Source organism: Streptomyces sp. NPDC048001, from assembly GCF_043203115.1.
In the GTDB taxonomy this organism is placed as follows: Bacteria; Actinomycetota; Actinomycetes; order Streptomycetales; family Streptomycetaceae; genus Streptomyces; species Streptomyces sanyensis.
The window spans coordinates 1-17,713 of the sequence record NZ_JBIDBN010000022.1; the positions used below are offsets into that span (position 1 = coordinate 1).

The following is a 17,713-nucleotide window of genomic DNA, read 5'->3' on the forward strand; positions in this document are numbered from 1 at the left end:
CCCGCCTCATCGCCTACACCATCCCCACCCCCGGACACACCCTCAACCCCACCACCCTCCGCCACCACACCGCCCAACACCTCCCCGACTACATGATCCCCACCACCCTCATCGAACTCGACACCCTCCCCACCACCCCCAACGGCAAACTCGACCACACCGCACTCCCCACACCACCCACCCCTGTCCCCACCCCTGTCCCCGCCCCGGTGACCGGCGCCGGCGCGGCGGTGCCGGCCGGTCCGCCGGACGGGCCGGCGGCGGTGCTCGCCGGGCTGATGGCCGAGGTGCTCGGTGTGCCCGCGGTGGGTCCCGAGGACAACTTCTTCGAGCTCGGCGGGGACAGCATCGTCTCCATCCGGTTCGTCGGCCTGGCCCGCAAGCAGGGGCTGTCCCTCACCGCGCGGCAGGTGTTCGAGCACCCGACGCCGGCAGGGCTGGCCGCCGTCTGCGCCCCGGCCCCGGAGAAGGCACCCCGCCCGCAGGCGGCGGACGTGGGGACCGGTGCCCTGGTCCTGCCCCCCGTGGCGCACTGGTTCGCCTCCCGCGGCGGCCCGTTCGCCCGCTTCTGCCAGGCACGCCTGGTCCGGCTGCCCGCCGGGGTGCGGCGCGCGGACCTCGTCTCGGCGCTGCGCGCCGTGATCGAGCGCCACGACGGGCTGCGGCAGGTGCTCACCGTCGTCCGCCCCGGGGTGTGGAGCGCCGAGGTCGCCCCGGTGGGAGGGCTGGACGCGGAGGCGCTGCTGCGCACCGTGGAGGTCGACGCGTCGGCCTCCGGCGCCCTGCGCGAGGCCGTGGCCCGCGAGTCCGACCGTGCGGCCGGCGCGCTGGACCCCGCCGCGGGCGAGACGCTGCGGGCGGTGCACCTCGACGCCGGCCCCGGCGCCCCGGGCAGGCTGCTGCTGGTGGCGCACCACCTGGTGGTCGACGAGGTGTCCTGGCAGATCCTGCTGCCGGACCTGCGCTCGGCCTGGGAGTCGGCCGCGGCGGGCCGGGGAGCGGCGCTCGACGCGGTGCCGACCTCCCTGCGCCGGTGGACGGCCGGACTGCTCCAGGAGGCGCACAGCGCACGGCGGCTCGCCGAACTCGGCCGGTGGCTGGAGGCGGCTCCCCGGGAGCGGGTCCTGGCCGACCGCGCCCTGGATGCGGAGCGCGACACGGTGGCCACCGCGCGGCATCTGACGCTGCGGCTGCCGGCCGAGCGCACCGGACCGCTGCTCGGCGAGGTGCCGTCCGCCTTCCACGGCACCGTGAACGACACCCTGCTGACCGCGCTCGCGCTCGCCGTGGGCGCGTGGGCCGCACGCAACGGGCGTGCTGCGGCGGCGGCCGGTCTCACCGTGGACCTGGAGGGGCACGGCCGGGAGTCCGAACTGCTGCCGGACGCGGACCTGTCGCGCACGGTGGGCTGGCTCACCAGCCTGTACCCGCTGCGCCTGGCGGCCGGCGGCTACGACCCGGCGGCCGTGGTCGACGGGCGCGAGGACGCAGGCGCGGCGCTCAAGGAGGTCAAGGAGCTGCTCAGGGGCGTGCCGGACGGCGGCCTCGGCGCGGGGCTGCTGCGGTATCTGAACGCGGGCACCGCAAGGTTGTTCGATCCGGATGCCCGCCCCGAGATCCTGTGGAACTACCTGGGGCGGCAGACCGCGCGACCGGACGCCGGCGACTGGGGGCCCGCCCCCGAGGCGGACGCCCTCGCGGTGCGGCCGGACCCCGCCACTCCGCTCTCCCACGTCCTGGAGATCAACGCGGAGATCGTCGGCGGGGAGGACGGCCCCGAGCTGTCCGCGACCTTCATCTGGGCGGGCGAGGCCCTGCCCCAGGACGCCGTCGGTGAACTCGTGGACGGCTGGACGGCCGCCCTCGACGCGCTGACCGCGTGGGCGGCGGGCGGTTCCACCGCCGGGCACACGCCCTCGGACCTCGACCTGCTCGACCTCGACCAGGACCAGATCACCATGCTCGAAGAAATGTGGAGGGCCCAGCAGTGACGCAGGCTCGTATCGAGGACATGCTGCCGCTGTCCCCCCTGCAGCAGGGCATGCTGTTCCACGCGGTGTACGACCAGGAGTCCACCGACGTGTACACCGTGCAGGTGTCGGTGACCCTTCGGGGGCCGCTGGAGACCGCCCGCCTGGAGCGGGCCGCGGCCGCGCTGCTGCGCCGCCACCCCAACCTGCGCGCCGGGTTCTGGCACGAGGGGGTGCCGCAGCCGGTCCAGTTCGTGCCCGCCGGGGTACGCACTCCGCTGCGGTTCGTGGACCTCGCGGCCGGGGCGGTCCCCCCTGCGGAGGCGCTGCGCGAGCTGGAGCGTGCGGAGCAGGCCGAGCGGTTCGCCCTGCACAGGCCCCCGCTGCTGCGGCTGGTGCTCGCCCGCTGCGGCGAGGGGGACCACCGGCTGGTGGTCACCGTCCACCACATCCTGGTCGACGGCTGGTCGATGCCGCTGCTGGTGAAGGACCTCCTCGCCCTGTACGAGCACGACGGGGACACCGGGGCGCTGCCCGCGGTGCGTCCCTACCGCGACTACCTGCGCTGGCTGGGGCGGCAGGACGCGCCGGCCGCCGAGGCGGCCTGGCGCACCGCGCTGGAGGGGCTGGAGGACGCCTCGCTCGTGGCCCCGCCCGACCCCGCGCGGCGCGCCTCGCGGCCCGGCGCGCACCGGGTGGAGCTGTCGGCCGAGGCCGGGGCACGGCTGGCGGCCACCGCACGGCGGCTCGGCACCACGCCGAGCACGCTGATCCAGTGCGCCTGGGGTCTGGTCCTCGGAGGGCTGACGGGGCGCCGGGACGTGGTCTTCGGCCTGACCGTCTCCGGTCGGCCGGACGAGCTGCCGGACGTGGAGTCCATGCTCGGCCTGTTCATCACCACGGTGCCGGTGCGGATGACGGCACGCCCGCAGGAGAGCGTGGAGCAGCTCCTGCGCCGGTTCCGCGACGAGCAGAACGCGCTGCTCGCCCACCACCACCTCGGGCTCGGGCGGATCCAGAAGCAGGCGGGCGGCGGAGAGCTGTTCGACACCCTGGTGGTGATCGAGAACTATCCGGTCGACCCCGCCGCCCGCCACGAGTCCGCGGACGGGCTGCGGGTGGCCGGCGTCGAGGCGCGGGACGCCACCCACTACCCGCTGACCCTCGCGGTGTCCCTGGACGAGCGGGTGGAACTGCGCCTGGAGCACCGGCCGGACCTGTTCGACGCCCGCCGCACCGCCGCGGTGGCGGAGCGGCTGGTGCAGACGCTGGAGCGGATCACCTCAGCGCCGACGACGCCGGTCGGGGCGCTGGAGCTGCTCACCCCGGCCGAGCTGGAGCGGGTCCGCTCGACCTGGGGCGGTCCCGTCCGCGACGTGCCGGGCGGCACGGTCGCGGACCGGTTCGCGGAGCAGGCGGCCCGCACCCCCGGCCGCACGGCGGTGGTGGCGGGCGAGGTGTCGCTGACCTTCGCCGAACTGGACGAGCGGGCGGGCCGGTTGGCGGGACTGCTGGCCCGGCGCGGGGTCGGGCCGGAGTCGGTGGTCGCCCTGGCGGTGCCGCGCTCGGCCGACACGGTCGTGGCGGTCCTCGCGGTGCTGAAGGCGGGCGGCGCGTATCTGCCCCTGGACCTCGACCACCCGGTGGACCGCCTCGACCACATGCTGCGGGATGCCGCTCCGGTGTGCGTGGTGACCACCGAGAAGGCCTCGGGGCTGCTGCCCGCGGACGGGCCGGAGCGCCTGGTCCTGGACGCCGAGCCGACCGCCGCGGCGCTCTCCTCGGCCCCGCCCGCGGTGTGCGAGGTGGGCGCCGAGCACCCCGCGTACGTCATCTACACCTCCGGGTCCACCGGCCGCCCCAAGGGTGTGGTGCTGACCCACGGGGGTCTGTCGAACCTGTACACCAACCATCTGACCGAGGTGTTCGGCCCGGTGGTGGCCGCCTCCGGCGGCCGCGCCCTGCGGGCCCTGCACACGGCCTCGTTCAGCTTCGACACCTCCTGGGAGCAGTTGTTCTGGCTGGTCGCCGGGCATGAGCTGCACGTACTGGACGAGGTGGGCCGCCGGGACGCGGAGTTCGTGGTCGGCTATGTGCGCGAGCGGCGGATCGACGCCATGGACGTCACCCCGACCTATGCCCGGCAGCTCGTGGACTGGGGCCTGCTGGACGCGGACCGGCACCGTCCGGGGCTGCTGCTGCTCGGCGGCGAGGCGGTTCCGCCGGCGCTGTGGTCCGAGGTGCGCGCCGCCGACGGCGTGATGTCGGTCAACCTCTACGGCCCGACCGAGTACACCGTGGACGCGCTCGCGGCCGATCTGTCCGCCGGCGCCGAACCCGTGGTGGGCCGCCCGATCGGCAACACCCGCGCCTATGTCCTGGACGCGGCGCTGCGCCCGGTGCCGGCCGGGACGGCCGGCGAGCTGTACCTCTCCGGGCACGGTCTGGCCCGCGGCTACCTGGGCCGGTACGCGCTGACCGCGGAGCGGTTCACGGCCGATCCGTTCGGGGGCCCGGGGGCCCGGATGTACCGCACGGGCGACCTGGTGCGGCTGCGTCCGGACGGCGAGCTGGAGTACCTGGGGCGCACCGACGACCAGGTCAAGCTGCGCGGCTTCCGGATCGAGCCCGCCGAGGTGGAGGCCGCGCTGACCGCGTGCGCCGGGGTGGGCTCGGCCGCGGTGGTGGTGCGCGAGGACACCCCGGGGGTGAAGCGGCTGGTCGGCTACGTCACCGGGACGGCCGAGCCCGGGCGGCTGCGCGAGGAGCTGGCCGCCGGGCTGCCGGACCACATGGTCCCGGCCGCGGTGGTGGTGCTCCCCGCCCTGCCGACGACGGTGAACGGCAAGCTGGACCGGGCCGCGCTGCCCGCTCCGGTGCTGGGCGGCTCCGCCGGCTCGCGGGCTCCGCGGGACGCACGGGAGGAGACGCTGTGCCGGGTCTTCCGCGAGGTGCTGGGCCTCGAATCGACCGGTGTGGACGACGACTTCTTCACGCTCGGCGGGGACAGCATCGTCTCCATCCGGTTGGTCACCCGTGCGCGCAAGGAGGGGTTGGTGCTCACCCCGCGCGATGTCTTCGAGCAGCGCACGGTGGCCGGTCTGGCGGCCGCCGCCCGCTCCCTGGGCGAGGAGGCCGCCGGGGCGGGCCCGGCCGGGCTGCCGCCGGTCCTCGACGAGGCCGGGCGCGCGGTGGTCGACGGGGTGTTCGGCGACGTCGCGGAGGTCCTTCCGACGGCGCCGCTCCAGGAGGGGCTGTACTTCCACGCCGTCTACGACGACCGGGCGCTGGACGTCTACCTCATGCAGAACTTCGTGGAGCTTCGGCACGCCGTGGACGTCCCGGCGCTGCGGGCGGCCTTCGACGGGATGCTGGGCCGCCACCCCAACCTGCGGGCGGGCTTCTGGCACGAGGGGCTGGAGGGCCCGGTGCAGGTGGTGCCGGGCTCCTGGGAGCTGCCGTTCGAAGTGCGGGACCTGACCGGCCTGGACGAGGCGGCGCAGCGGGAGGTCCAGCGGGAGTTCTCACTGGCCGACGCGGCGACCCGCTTCGACCTGGCGGCGCCCCCGCTGATGCGGGTGACCCTGCTGAAGTTCGCGGAGGAGCGCTGGATGCTGTGTGTGACGCAGCACCACATCCTCACCGACGGATGGTCGGAGTCGCTGTTCTTCGAGGAGCTGTTCACCCTGTACGGCCGCGGCGGGGACGCGGAGGGCATGCCGCCGGTCACCCCGTACCGCGACTTCCTCGCCTGGCTGGCGGGTACGGACGCGGAGGCGGCGGTCGGCGCCTGGCGCGCGCACCTGGCGGGCCTGGACCAGGCGACGCTGGTGGCGCCGGCGGATCCGGCGCGCCGGCCGGTGACGGCCGAGGTCGTGGACGTCACTCTCGACGAGGCGGCGAGCGACCGGCTGCGGGGCTTCGCCCGGGGCTGCGGCGTCACCCTGAACACGGTGCTGTCGACGGCCTGGGCGCTGTCGCTCGCGCAGCTCACCGGCCGGGACGACGTGGTCTTCGGTGCCACGGTGTCGGGGCGCCCGGGGGACATCCCGGGGGTCGACCGGATGATCGGCATGTTCATGAACACGCTGCCGTTCCGTGTGGCGCTGCGGCCGGCCGAGACGCTGCGGGAGCTGCTGGTGCGGGTGCAGCGGGAGCACGCGGCCCTGCTGCCGCACCACCATGTGGGCCTCGGCCGGATCCAGCGGACCACCGGGCTCGGGCAGCTCTTCGACACGCTGTACGTGTTCCGCAACACGCCGCTGGACGACGCGACGCGCGAGGAGGTCAAGGAGGCCCACCACATCGGCTGGACGCACAGTGTGGACGGCACCCACTACCCGCTGACGCTGGCGGTCACCCCGGAGCGGTCGCTGGAGCTGAGCGTCGCCTACCGTCCGGACCTCTACGACCGTGAGGCGGCCGAGGAGGTGGCCGGCCGGCTGCGGCTGCTGGTGGAGCAGTTCGCGGACGGCGGAGCCCTCCCGGTGGGACGGCTGCACACCCTCCCCGCGGCCCGGCGGGAGGCCCTGCACGCGCTCGGCGACGACATGGGGCACGAGGTGCCCGAGGTGTCGGTGGCGGACCTGTTCGCCCGTCAGGCGGCCGCCTCACCGGAGGCCACGGCCCTGGTGTTCGAGGACGAGCGCCTGAGCTACGCCGAGCTGGACGAGCGGGCCTGCCGGCTGGCGCGGGCCCTGATCGCACGGGGGGCCGGGCCCGAGCGGTGCGTCGCCCTGGGGCTGCCGCGGTCGGCGGACTTCGTGGTCTCGCTGTTCGCCGTGCTCAAGACGGGGTCCGCCTATCTGCCGCTGGACCTGGACCATCCGGTGGACCGGCTGGCGGCGATGGTCTCCGATGCGGAGCCGCTGTGCCTGGTCACCACCTCGGGCGTGGCGGACCGGGTCCCGCAGGTGCCCGGTGTGCCGGCGCTCCGGCTCGACGAGGAGGCGACGGCAGGGGAGCTGGCCTCGCTCCCCGGCCGTCCGGTGGCGGACGACGAGCTCGGCGGCGTGCGGGACGGACGCCACCCGGCGTACCTGATCTACACCTCGGGCTCCACCGGGCGCCCGAAGGGCGTCGTGGTGCCGTACTCCGGCTTGACGAACATGCTCGCCAACCACCGCGAGCGGATCTTCGACGGGGCGGTGAAGCTCGCGGGCGGACGCCGGATGAAGGTGGCGCACACCGTGTCCTTCGCCTTCGACATGTCCTGGGAGGAGTTCTTCTGGCTGGTGGACGGTCATGAGGTGCACGTCATCGGCGAGGAGCTGAGGCTGGACCCGGTGGCGCTCACCGCGCACTACGACCGGGTGGGCATCGACGTCGTCAACGTCACCCCGTCGTACGGCCAGCAGCTGATCGACGCGGGCCTCCTCGACGCCGGCCGGCACCGTCCGACGCTGGTGCTGCTCGGTGGCGAGGCGGTCCCCGACGCGCTGTGGACGCTGCTGCGGGACACCGAGGGCGTGAAGGGCTACAACCTCTACGGCCCGACGGAGTACACGATCAACGCGCTCGGCGCGGACGTGGCGGAGAGCACCACGTCCTGTGTGGGCAGACCCATCTTCAACACCCGGGCCCATGTGCTCGACGGGGCGCTCCGCCCGGTCCCCGTCGGCGTCCCGGGCGAGCTGTACCTGGCGGGCGCGGGCCTGGCCCGCGGCTACTTCCGGCGTCCCGGGCTGACGGCCGAGCGGTTCGTGGCCGACCCGTTCGGGGAGCCGGGCACCCTGATGTACCGCACGGGCGACCTGGTCCGCCGGCGCGCGGACGGCCGGATCGACTACCTGGGCCGCACCGACCACCAGGTCAAGATCCGCGGCTTCCGCATCGAGCCGGGCGAGATCGAGTCCGCGGTGGCCGACGTGCCCGGCGTCGCGGCGGCGGCGGTCGTGGTGCACACGGCCCCGAACGGGGTCCGGCGCCTGGTGGCCTACACCGTCCCGGCCGCCCCCGCGGGGGCCGGCGGGGAGGCGTCCGCGGGGCCGGACGCGGCGGAGCTGCGGACGCGGCTGTCGGCGGTGCTGCCGGAGTTCATGGTGCCGAGCGCGTTCGTCACGCTGCCCGCGCTGCCGCTGACCGTGAACGGCAAGGTGGACCGGGCCGCGCTGCCTGCACCCGACCTCGGCGAGGCCGGGGGCGGCCGGGCCCCGCGGGACGCCCGCGAGGAGCTGCTGTGCCGGGTCTTCGCCGAGGTGCTGGGGCTCGAACGCGTGGGGGTGGAGGACAACTTCTTCGAGCTGGGCGGGCACTCCCTGCTGGCGATGAGGCTGGTCGGCCGCATCCGGGCCGAGTTGGGCGTGCCGGTGCAGGTCGGCACGGTGATGTCGGCCCCCACGGTCGCCGACGTGGCCGCCCGTATCGGCTCGGACGCCCGGCGGGACGCGCTGCGGGTGCTGATGCCGCTGCGGGAGGGCGGGTCCGAACTGCCGCTGTTCTGCTTCCACCCGGCGTCCGGCTTCGGCTGGCAGTACACCGGGCTGCTGCGCCACCTCGACCGGGGCCGCCCCGTGTACGCGGTGCAGTCCCCGGGCCTGTCCGGCCCGCTGCCCGAGGCGGCGGACGCGGCCGAGCTGGCCGAGCTGTATCTGGAGGGGATCCGCGCGGTGCAGCCGGAGGGCCCCTACCACTTCGCCGGCTACTCCTTCGGCGGCACGGTGGCCCACACGCTGGCCGCGCTGCTCCAGGAGCGCGGCGAGGAGGTGGCGTTCCTCGCCCTGCTGGACGCCTACCCGCCGGAGCGGGAGGACTGGACCGCCCTGGACTCGCCGGACCGGCGGGAGCGGCTGGAGCGGGAGGAGAGCGGGTTCCTGCTCTCCGTCGCCGGTCTGGGCTCCGAGGACGGGGCGGGCCACGGGGTGTCCCGCGAGGAGGCCGTGGCCGCCATCCGGGACAGCCGGGGCCTGCTCGCCGGGTTCGACGAGGAGCTCCTGCACCGCATCGTGGACACCAATGTGCACTGCGTCCGCCTGCTGTCGCGCAGCACCACCCGGCACTACCGGGGGGACGTGCTGTTCTTCACGGCCACGCGGTCCACGGCCGCCGGGGACGCCCCGGCGGCGGTGTGGCCGCCGTATGTGGACGGGACCCTGGAGGAGCATGCGCTGGACTGCTCGCACGACGAGCTGATGTCGCCGCGGATGCTGGACCGGATCGGGCCCGTGCTGGACGAGGCGCTGCGGTCCGCCGGGCGCTGATCCGTCAACTCCCCCGTCCCCGGCCGCGGGTCCGCCGATCCGACGCAGGCGGGCCCCGGCCGGGGGCTTCGCACACGACATAGCAACTTAGGTTAGCCTTGCCTAAGAAAGGGAGGGATCGTGTCCGAGAACGGCATCGCGAACGGCACGCTGAGCGGCCGCGTGGCCCTGGTCACCGGCGCCGCACGGGGCATCGGCGAGGCGGTGGCCGCCGCACTGCTGCGCGAGGGGGCCGCGGTGGCCGCCACCGACCGCGCCCCGGCGGAACTGGCGGAAACCGTGCGCACCCTGGCCGACGGCCACGGGCAGGGCAACGCGGCCGGCAGGATCACCGGATACCCGCTGGACGTGACCGACCGGCACGGGGTCGACCGGGCCGTCGCACGGATCGAGCGGGAACTCGGCCCCGTCGACATCCTCGTCAACGTCGCCGGGGTGCTCCGCACCGGCCCCGTGCTGGAACTCGCCGACGAGGACTGGGCGGCCGTGTTCGCCGTCAACACCACCGGCGTCCTCCACCTCAGCCGTGCGGTGGTCGCCGGGATGGCGGAGCGCGGCCGGGGCGCGGTCGTCACGGTCGCCTCCAACGCGGCCGGAATCCCCCGGGCGGGCATGAGCGCCTACGCCGCCTCCAAGGCCGCCGCCGTCATGTTCACCAAGTGCCTCGGGCTGGAGGTCGCCGCAGCCGGCGTGCGCTGCAACGCGGTGTGCCCCGGCTCGACGGACACCCCCATGCAGCGCGCCCTGTGGGACGGTCCGGCGGCCGAGCGGCGCGTCCTCGACGGCGATCTCGCCACCCACCGGACCGGCATCCCCCTCGGCCGCATCGCCACACCGCAGGACGTCGCGGAGACGGTCGTCTTCCTGTGCTCCGACCGCGCCCGCCACATCACCATGCAGGACGTCTACGTCGACGGGGGCGCGACACTGCGCTGACGGCGACACACCGAACGCGCCCGCCCCACCAGGGCACCAGCCCCCGCACCCCACCCGCAGCCCCGACCAAGGAGCCTCCCGTGTCGACGGTCCATCAGGCCACCGCGCACAGACCCGCACCCCCCGCCCCCTCGCACCCGGCCGTGGGAGCCGCCACCGGCCTCCTCGACGCCTTCCGGTCCGGCGACCGGCTTCTCGCCACCCCCACCCGCACCCTGCTGGCCCACGGGACCCGCACGGAGATACCGCACGGCGCCGAACCGGTCGCGGAACGCGTCGCCGGCGCCCTGCGCGCGGCCCGCGCCGGCGGCGCGACGGCCCCGGTCGTGATCGGCGCCGTCCCCTTCGACGCCGGCGCCCCGTCCGCGCTCGTCGTCCCGGAGACGCTGCGCACCGGGCCGCCGCTCGCCGCCGACCCGCTCGTCGCCCTTCCCCCGCAGGCCGGGCCCGCCGACGCCGCCTGGACGATCACCCCCGACCCCGAGCCGGACGTGTACGCCAAGGGCGTCGCCGCGGCCGTGGACCGGATGTGGCGGGGCGAGCTCAGCAAGGTGGTCCTGGCCCGCACCCTGCGGATCTCCGGGCCCGACGTCCTGGACCTGCCCGCCATGGTGCAGCGCCTCGCCCGCAGGGACCCCTCCGGGTACACCTTCGCCCTGCCCGTCGGCCAGGGCCGCACCCTCCTCGGCGCCAGCCCCGAACTGCTCGTCTCGCGCCGGGGCGACCGCCTGGTCTCCAACCCCCTGGCCGGCTCCGCGCCGCGCAGCGAGGACCTCGCCGAGGACGTGACGAGGGCGGCGGCCCTGCTCTCCTCGGCCAAGGACCTCCACGAGCACGCCGTCGTGGTCGACGCCGTCCACCAGGCCATGGCGCCCTACTGCTCGGCCATCGAGGTCCCCGCGCGGCCGTCCCTGATCCGCACGGCCACCATGTGGCACCTGTCCACCACCGTGACCGGCACCCTCGCGTCCCCCGAGGTGTCCGCACTGGACATCGCCTCCGCGCTCCACCCCACCCCCGCGGTGTGCGGCACACCCACCGACCTCGCGCGCCGGGTCATCCGGGAGACCGAGCCCTTCGACCGCGGCTTCTTCACCGGCATGGTCGGCTGGGGCGACGCGGACGGCAACGGCGAATGGGTGGTGACCATCCGCTGCGCCGAGGCGGAGGAGCGCGCCCTGCGCCTGTACGCGGGCGCCGGCGTCATCGCCGCCTCCGACCCCGAAGCGGAGACGGCCGAGACCGCCGCCAAGTTCCGCACCTTCCTGAACGCCGTGGGAGCAGTACTGTGACCGACACCGCAGAGGCCCTCACCGCCCCGGCCGGGCCCGCACCGACCTGGCCCGCGGAGTTCGCCGAACGCTACCGCGCCGCCGGCTGGTGGCGGGGGCAGACCTTCGGCGGGATGCTCCGCGAACGGGCCGGGGCCCACCCCGGGCGCGTCGCCGTCGTCGACTTCGGCGGCCCGGACGGCTCCCGCCGCACCTGGACCTACGCCGAACTCGACCGGCGTGCGGACGCCCTGGCCACCGGGCTCGCGGCGCGGGGCATCGGACACGGCGACAAGGTCGTCGTCCAACTGCCCAACGTGGGCGAGTTCCTGGAGGTCGTCTTCGCCCTCTTCCGGCTCGGGGCGCTGCCCGTGTTCGCCCTGCCCGCCCACCGCCTCAGCGAGATCTCCTACTTCTGCCGCTTCACCGGGGCGGCCGCCTACATCGTCCCCGGCGAGCACGGCGGGTACGACTACCGCGCCCTGGCCACCCAGGTCCTCGCCTCGTGCCCCTCGCTGCGGCACGTGCTCGTCGCCTCCGACGACGCGGGCCCCTTCGAGGCCCTTTCCGAGGTCTACGCCCGACCGGCACCCCGGCACACCGGGCCCTCCGCCTCCGACCTGGCGTTCCTCCAGCTGTCGGGCGGCAGCACGGGCGTACCCAAGCTGATCCCGCGCACCCACGACGACTACCTGTACTCGCTGCGCGGCTCCAACGAGATCTGCGCGGTCACCGAGGACAGCGTCTACCTGTGCGTGCTGCCCGCCGCACACAACTTCCCGCTCTCCTCGCCCGGTTCGCTCGGCACCCTGCACGCGGGGGGCCGGGTGGTGATGTGCCCGCAGCCCTCCCCGGACACGGCGTTCCGCATCATCCAGGACGAGGGCGTCACCCTGACCGGCCTGGTGCCGCCGCTGGCCCTGGTGTGGACGGAGGCGGCGCCGCGCACCGCCTACGACCTGTCCTCGCTCCAGGTGCTGCTGGTCGGCGGGGCCACGTTCTCCGAGGAAGCCGCGCGGCGGGTGGCCCCCGCTCTCGGATGCACGCTCCAGCAGGTGTTCGGCATGGCCGAGGGACTGGTCAACTACACGCGCCTGGACGACGACCCGGAACTCCGGGTCACCACGCAGGGCCGGCCCATCTCCCCCGATGACGAGATCCTCGTCGTCGACGACGAGGACCGCCCGGTGCCGGTGGGCACGACGGGCCACCTGCTCACCCGGGGCCCGTACACCATCCGCGGCTACTGGAACGCGCCCGAGCACAACGAGCGGGCCTTCACCGAGGACGGCTTCTACCGCACCGGCGACCTCGTCCGGCTGACGCCGAGCGGCCACCTCGTGGTGGAGGGCAGGGCCAAGGACCAGATCAACCGCGGCGGCGAGAAGATCGCGGCCGAGGAGGTCGAGAACCACCTCCTCGCCCATGCCTCGGTGCACGACGCCAACGTGGTCGCCGAGCCCGACCCCTACCTGGGCGAGCGGAGCTGCGCCCATGTGATCCTGCGGGACGGCGCCGAGCCGGTCGGGGCCATGGCCCTGAAGTCCTTCCTCCGGGGGCGGGGCCTCGCCGCGTACAAGATCCCCGACCGGATCGTCTTCGTGGACGCCTTCCCCACGACGGGCGTGGGCAAGGTGTCCAAGAAGGACCTGCGGACGGCCGCCGCGCCCTCCGCCTGACCTCCGCCCCCCGCCCCTCCCGCAGTCCCGTCTCCGTACGCGGCGCCCCGCGCGCCGCGCAACGCCCCGAAAGCGAACCACCATGGCTCTGCCCGCCGTCTCGCCCTACCCCATGCCCCGTGCCCGGGAACTGCCCGCCAACCGGGTCTCCTGGACAGTCGACCCCGACCGCGCCGTCCTGCTGGTCCACGACCTGCAGAACCACTTCCTCTCCGCCTTCGACACCGATGCGGAACCGGCGACGATCCTGACGGACAACGTCAACCGGCTGCGCCGCGAGGCGGGCCCGCTCGGCGTCCCGGTCGTCTACACCGCCCAGCCCGGGGGCCAGACCCCCGAGGAACGCGGTCTCCAGCAGGACTTCTGGGGGCCGGGCGTGCCGCCCGACGCGCATGCCTCGGCGATCGCCGAGGCGGTCGCCCCGGCCGACGGGGACACCGTGCTGACCAAGTGGAAGTACAGCGCCTTCGTCCGCACCGACCTGCTGGAGCGGATGCGCGAACAGGGACGCGACCAACTGGTGATCACCGGTGTCTACGCCCACATCGGTGTGCTGATGACGGCCTGCGACGCCTGGATGCAGGACATCCGGGCGTTCGTGGTCGCCGACGCGGTGGCGGACTTCTCCGAGCGGGAGCACCGCATGGCGCTCGAATGGGCCGCGGGGCGCTGCGCCGCCGTCACCACCACCGACCGCGTCTTCTGAGGCGGACCGCCATGCGCTACGAGGAACTGGCCGGTCACCCGGGGGTGTTCCACGCCCCGGTGGCCGGCAACGCGGCGGCCGCCCGGGCCATGGCCGGGATGCTGGACGCGCAGGAGACCCGGCGGGCCGAGGGGTTCCGCCGGGCCCGGGACGCCGAGCGCCACCGGGTCGCCCATGTGCTGCTGCGGCTGGTCCTCGGCGCGCACCTGGGCGAGGCCCCGGAGCGCCTGGTGTTCCGCCGCCGGGCGTGCCCGGGGTGCGGCGGCCCCCACGGCAAGCCGTACCTCGACGGCCACCCGGTCCACTTCTCGCTCTCGCACACCGCCGACCACGTCCTGCTCGCCCTGGCCTGCGCGCCGGTCGGTGTGGACGTGGAGGCGGTGCCGGGCGCGGCCACCGCCCGCGAGGTGCTGCCCGCGCTGCACCTGCGCGAGCGCGAGGAGCTGACGGGCCTCGCGGACGCGGAGCTGGCCGCGCGGCTGGCCCGCTGCTGGGCCCGCAAGGAGGCCGCGCTGAAGGCCACCGGACTGGCCCTGACCGAAGGGGCCGAGGAGCCCTACGTCGGCTCGGCCGGGCGGCCGGCACAGGTCCCGGGGCTGGTCCTGACCGATCTCCCGGCTCCCGGGGGCCACCGCGCGGCGCTGGCCGTGGCGGAGCCCGTCGGGCGCCGTGGACCGTAGCGCACCCGGCGCAGGAGGAGACCGGAGGACCGACGCACCACGCCATGTCCCGGAACCGGGCGAGGTCGCGCGGCTTCGCCCGGTCGGCGGCGAGGCCCGGGCCCCGTCCCGCCACGCCCCGAGCCGGTGGGTGCTCCCGCCCGGCCGGGGGCGTGGCGGCCTCAGGTCCCCGCGCCGTGGACCGGGCGGCCGTCCACCCAGGTCTGCACCACCTCGATGCCGCCGATCCGCGAGGGTTCGACGCGGGAGGGGTCGTCGCCGAGGACCACCAGGTCGGCGAGGCGGCCCGGAGCGAGGCTGCCCAGCTCGTCCTCCCGGTGGCAGGCGAACGCCCCGGCGGCCGTGTAGGCGTGCAGCGCCTGCTGCACGGTGATCCCCTCGTCCGGGCCGATCAGACGGCCGGAGTGGCTCGCCCGCTCGACCATGAACTGGACGGCGCGCAGGGGGGATCCGTCCGCCACGGGGCGGTCGGAGCTGCCGACGAGCGTGATGCCCCGGTCCAGGAACGCCCGCCCGCGGTAGAGCCAGTCGGCGCGCTCCCCGCCCATGATGTCCGCGTAGTCGTCTCCGAAGCTGCGCAGGAACGAGGGCTGGACCACGGCGGCGACGCCGAGCCGGGCGAAGCGTTCGAGCTGGTCGGGGCGGATCAGACCGGCGTGCTCGATACGGTGGCGGGCCTTCGGCCGGGGCCGCAGGTCCTGGGCGCGTGCGAGGGCGTCCAGGGCGACGTCGGCCGCGCGGTCGCCGATGGCGTGGACGGCGAGCTGCCAGCCCGCGAGGTGGCCGCGGACGATGGTGTCGACGAGCCGTTCGGGGTCGTCCTGCAACTGGCCCGCGTGGACCAGCCCTTCGTAGGGGCGGCTGAGGGCGGCCGTGCGGGCCATCATCCCGCCGTCGGTGAAGACCTTGAGCGCGCCCACGGACAGCCAGGAGTCACCGAGGCCGGTGCGGAGCCCCAGGTCGACGGCGCTCGGCATGCCGTCCAGGCGGTGGGCGGCGACCGGCCGCAGCCGCTCCGCGGACACCATCAGCTGCACGCGCAGGGGCAGCAGCCCCTGTTCCCGGGCGAGTTGGTAGGCACCGAGCTCGACGGGGCTGTGGCCCAGGAGGCTGCCCGCGATACCGGCCTCCGCACAGGAGGTCACCCCCTCGGCCAGACAGGTGCGGGCCGCCCGTCCGATCGCCTCGGCCAGGTCCTGCTGGGAGTGCGGCAGCCGCAGGGCGCGGGCGGCTCCCATCGCCCCTTCGGCGAGGAAGCCGTCCTCGTGGGGTGTGCCGGGCGGGAGCAGGGCGAGGACGGCCGAGTTGACCAGGCATCCGTGCCCGGACTCGTGCATCAGGAACACCTTCCGCCCGCCGCTCACGCGGTCCAGTTCGGCGGCGGTCAGATGGCGGCCCAGGGGCCGCTGGTCGTATCCGGCGAGGTCCACCCAGGCTCCGGCCGGGCGCTCCGCGGCCGCCCGCGCCACGGCGGCCAGCACCTCCTCGGTCCGGCCGCGTCCGGCGATGCTCGGGGTGGTCTGCTTGAAGCCGGTCCAGGCCAGGTGCACATGGGCGTCGACGAAGCCGGGGAGCACCGTGGCGCCCTGGAGGTCGACGACCCGGCGGGCGGGGAGAGAGGTCACCGCCGCGTCCAGGCCGACGATCCTGCCCCGCCAGATGCCGAGGTCGCGGGCGACGGGGTGCGCGGGGTCCATGGTGAGGAACCTCGCGTTGGTGAGTCTGGTGTCCAGCATGGGCGGTGTCCCCCCGGGACGGAACGGGCGGCGGGTACGCCGCTGTCGGGCGTCCGCTCCTCGCGAGCGGGGCGCGGGTGGCCGGGCCGGCGTGCCCGCGGGAGGGCCGGCCGCTCCGCACCGCCGTGGACCGTCACGAACGGAGGGAACGGCCGACCCCCCTTAGGTTAGCCTGTCCTAACAGCAGATGAGGTCAGCTTCTCCCCCGCTTTCCCGGACCACACCACGGTTTCCCGAAGAAGGAGACGTCCATGCCTCAGGACGCAGCACGGCCGCCGGCCGCCGCCGGCCTTCCGGCGCCCGCCGTCCCCCCGCCCGGACCTCCCGGCGGTCCCGCCCCCGCCGGCGCGGCCGGCTTCGCCGCCTTCGGGCTGCCGGAGGCCCCGGGGACCGCGGCCTTCTGGGCGCAGGCGAGGTCCCCGGTGTCCGTCCCGGTGGGCGACGGCGGCTGGGACACCCTGTTCCTGTGGCGCGGCGGGCCGGGCAGCGTGGTCTTCGAGAGCTGGTCCGAGCCGGTCCCGCTGCGCCGCTGGGGCGGCACGGACTGCTGGTACGCACGGGTGCGGATGCCCGGCCGGCTGCGCGTGACCTACCGGTTCGACACGGAGGAGGGCGCGTACGGGGACCCGTTGAACCCGGTCGGGGTCGGCGGGGAGCAGTCCGTCGCGGCGACCCCGGACACCCCGCCGCAGCCGGACTGGCCCCTCTTCGGCCCGGGGGACGTGCTTCCCCTGCCCGCCGCCCGCATCCGGTGGGCGCCCGGCGGGCCGCTGGGGCGCCGCACGGTGCGGCTCCACCCGGTGGGCGGGGGCGGTCCCCTGGTCCTGCTGCTGGACGGGGACGACTGGCTCCATCTGCATCCGGCGGCGGCCGCCTTCGACCACGCGGTGGCGCGGGGCGCCGTGCCGCCGGTGACGCTCGTCTTCCTGCCCGCCCGCGACCGGGAGGCGGAGTTCGGCTGCCGGCCCGAGCTGTGGGAGGCGGTCCGGGACGACCTGCTGCCCCGGGTGGCGGACCTGGAGGTCCCCGCCGACACCGGCCGGCTGGTGGTCGCGGGACAGAGCCTGGGCGGTCTGAGCGCCCTGTACGCGGCGTTGCGGTTCCCGGGGCTGGTGACACGCCTGGCCTGCCAGTCGGGTTCCTTCTGGTGGGGCGGGGAGGTGGACCCGGCGGACCCGCTGGGCGGCCCTGTGGGCGGGGACGCCGCCGCCCTGCTGCGCCGCGGCCCCGATCTGTCCGGTCTGCGCGCGGCGTTCGACGTGGGGCGCCACGAGACGGGCATGCTGCCGCACTGCGAGGCGGTCGAGGAACTGGCCCGCCGGGCCGGGGCGACGGTGCGGGTCGGGCGGGCGGACTCGGGGCACGACCGGGCGGGCTGGCGGGGCGCCCTGCTGCGGGACGTGGCCTGGGCGCTCGGCGGCTGAGCGGCCGCCCCGCCTCTCGGGCCCGGGCGCCCGGGCCCGGGCGGCGGGGCGGGCCCGGGCGGGAGGACGACGCGGCGAGCCGGGCCCGGAGCGCGTCCCCGGGCCGGAGCGC

At 75.5% G+C, this 17,713-nt stretch carries 9 protein-coding genes; 8 read left to right on the forward strand and 1 reads right to left on the reverse strand.

The window, feature by feature from the left end; all coding sequences use genetic code 11:
* The 7 genes from ACGF15_RS28580 to ACGF15_RS28610 all read left to right on the forward strand — a co-directional run.
* The coding region (locus ACGF15_RS28580) for a condensation domain-containing protein (protein ID WP_392803128.1) at positions 1–1,991 on the forward strand (1,991 nt) is incomplete at its 5' end.
* 20 nt (positions 1,992–2,011) lie between these two features.
* Entirely contained in the window at positions 2,012–9,169 is a 7,158-nt protein-coding gene (locus ACGF15_RS28585) for an amino acid adenylation domain-containing protein (RefSeq protein ID WP_392803188.1), read from the forward strand.
* A gap of 120 nt (positions 9,170–9,289) precedes the next feature.
* Positions 9,290–10,105: a 2,3-dihydro-2,3-dihydroxybenzoate dehydrogenase gene (locus ACGF15_RS28590; RefSeq protein WP_392803131.1), complete on the forward strand. Its 816-nt coding sequence runs from the start codon at positions 9,290–9,292 to the stop codon at positions 10,103–10,105.
* 80 nt (positions 10,106–10,185) lie between these two features.
* Positions 10,186–11,397, forward strand: coding sequence for an isochorismate synthase DhbC (gene dhbC / locus ACGF15_RS28595; protein WP_345615891.1), 1,212 nt, complete (start codon positions 10,186–10,188; stop codon positions 11,395–11,397).
* On the forward strand, positions 11,394–13,055 hold the full coding sequence (locus tag ACGF15_RS28600; protein ID WP_392803135.1) for a (2,3-dihydroxybenzoyl)adenylate synthase: 1,662 nt from the start codon (positions 11,394–11,396) through the stop codon (positions 13,053–13,055). Before dhbC ends, ACGF15_RS28600 begins: the two co-directional genes overlap by 4 nt.
* An 82-nt stretch (positions 13,056–13,137) precedes the next feature.
* Positions 13,138–13,761 (forward strand): isochorismatase family protein, encoded by a 624-nt coding sequence (locus ACGF15_RS28605; RefSeq protein ID WP_392803138.1) that lies wholly within the window; start codon positions 13,138–13,140, stop codon positions 13,759–13,761.
* 11 nt (positions 13,762–13,772) lie between these two features.
* Positions 13,773–14,441, forward strand: a complete 669-nt coding sequence (locus ACGF15_RS28610) for a 4'-phosphopantetheinyl transferase family protein (RefSeq protein WP_392803141.1) — start codon at positions 13,773–13,775, stop codon at positions 14,439–14,441.
* Between the two features lie 161 nt (positions 14,442–14,602).
* Here the strand turns inward: ACGF15_RS28610 and ACGF15_RS28615 are convergent, their stop codons facing one another.
* Positions 14,603–16,177 (reverse strand): amidohydrolase, encoded by a 1,575-nt coding sequence (locus ACGF15_RS28615; RefSeq protein WP_392803144.1) that lies wholly within the window; start codon positions 16,175–16,177, stop codon positions 14,603–14,605.
* Between the two features lie 251 nt (positions 16,178–16,428).
* On the opposite strand from ACGF15_RS28615, the gene ACGF15_RS28620 reads away from it, so the two are divergent.
* On the forward strand, positions 16,429–17,601 hold the full coding sequence (locus ACGF15_RS28620) for an alpha/beta hydrolase-fold protein (protein WP_392803147.1): 1,173 nt from the start codon (positions 16,429–16,431) through the stop codon (positions 17,599–17,601).
* Positions 17,602–17,713: the final 112 nt, after the last annotated feature.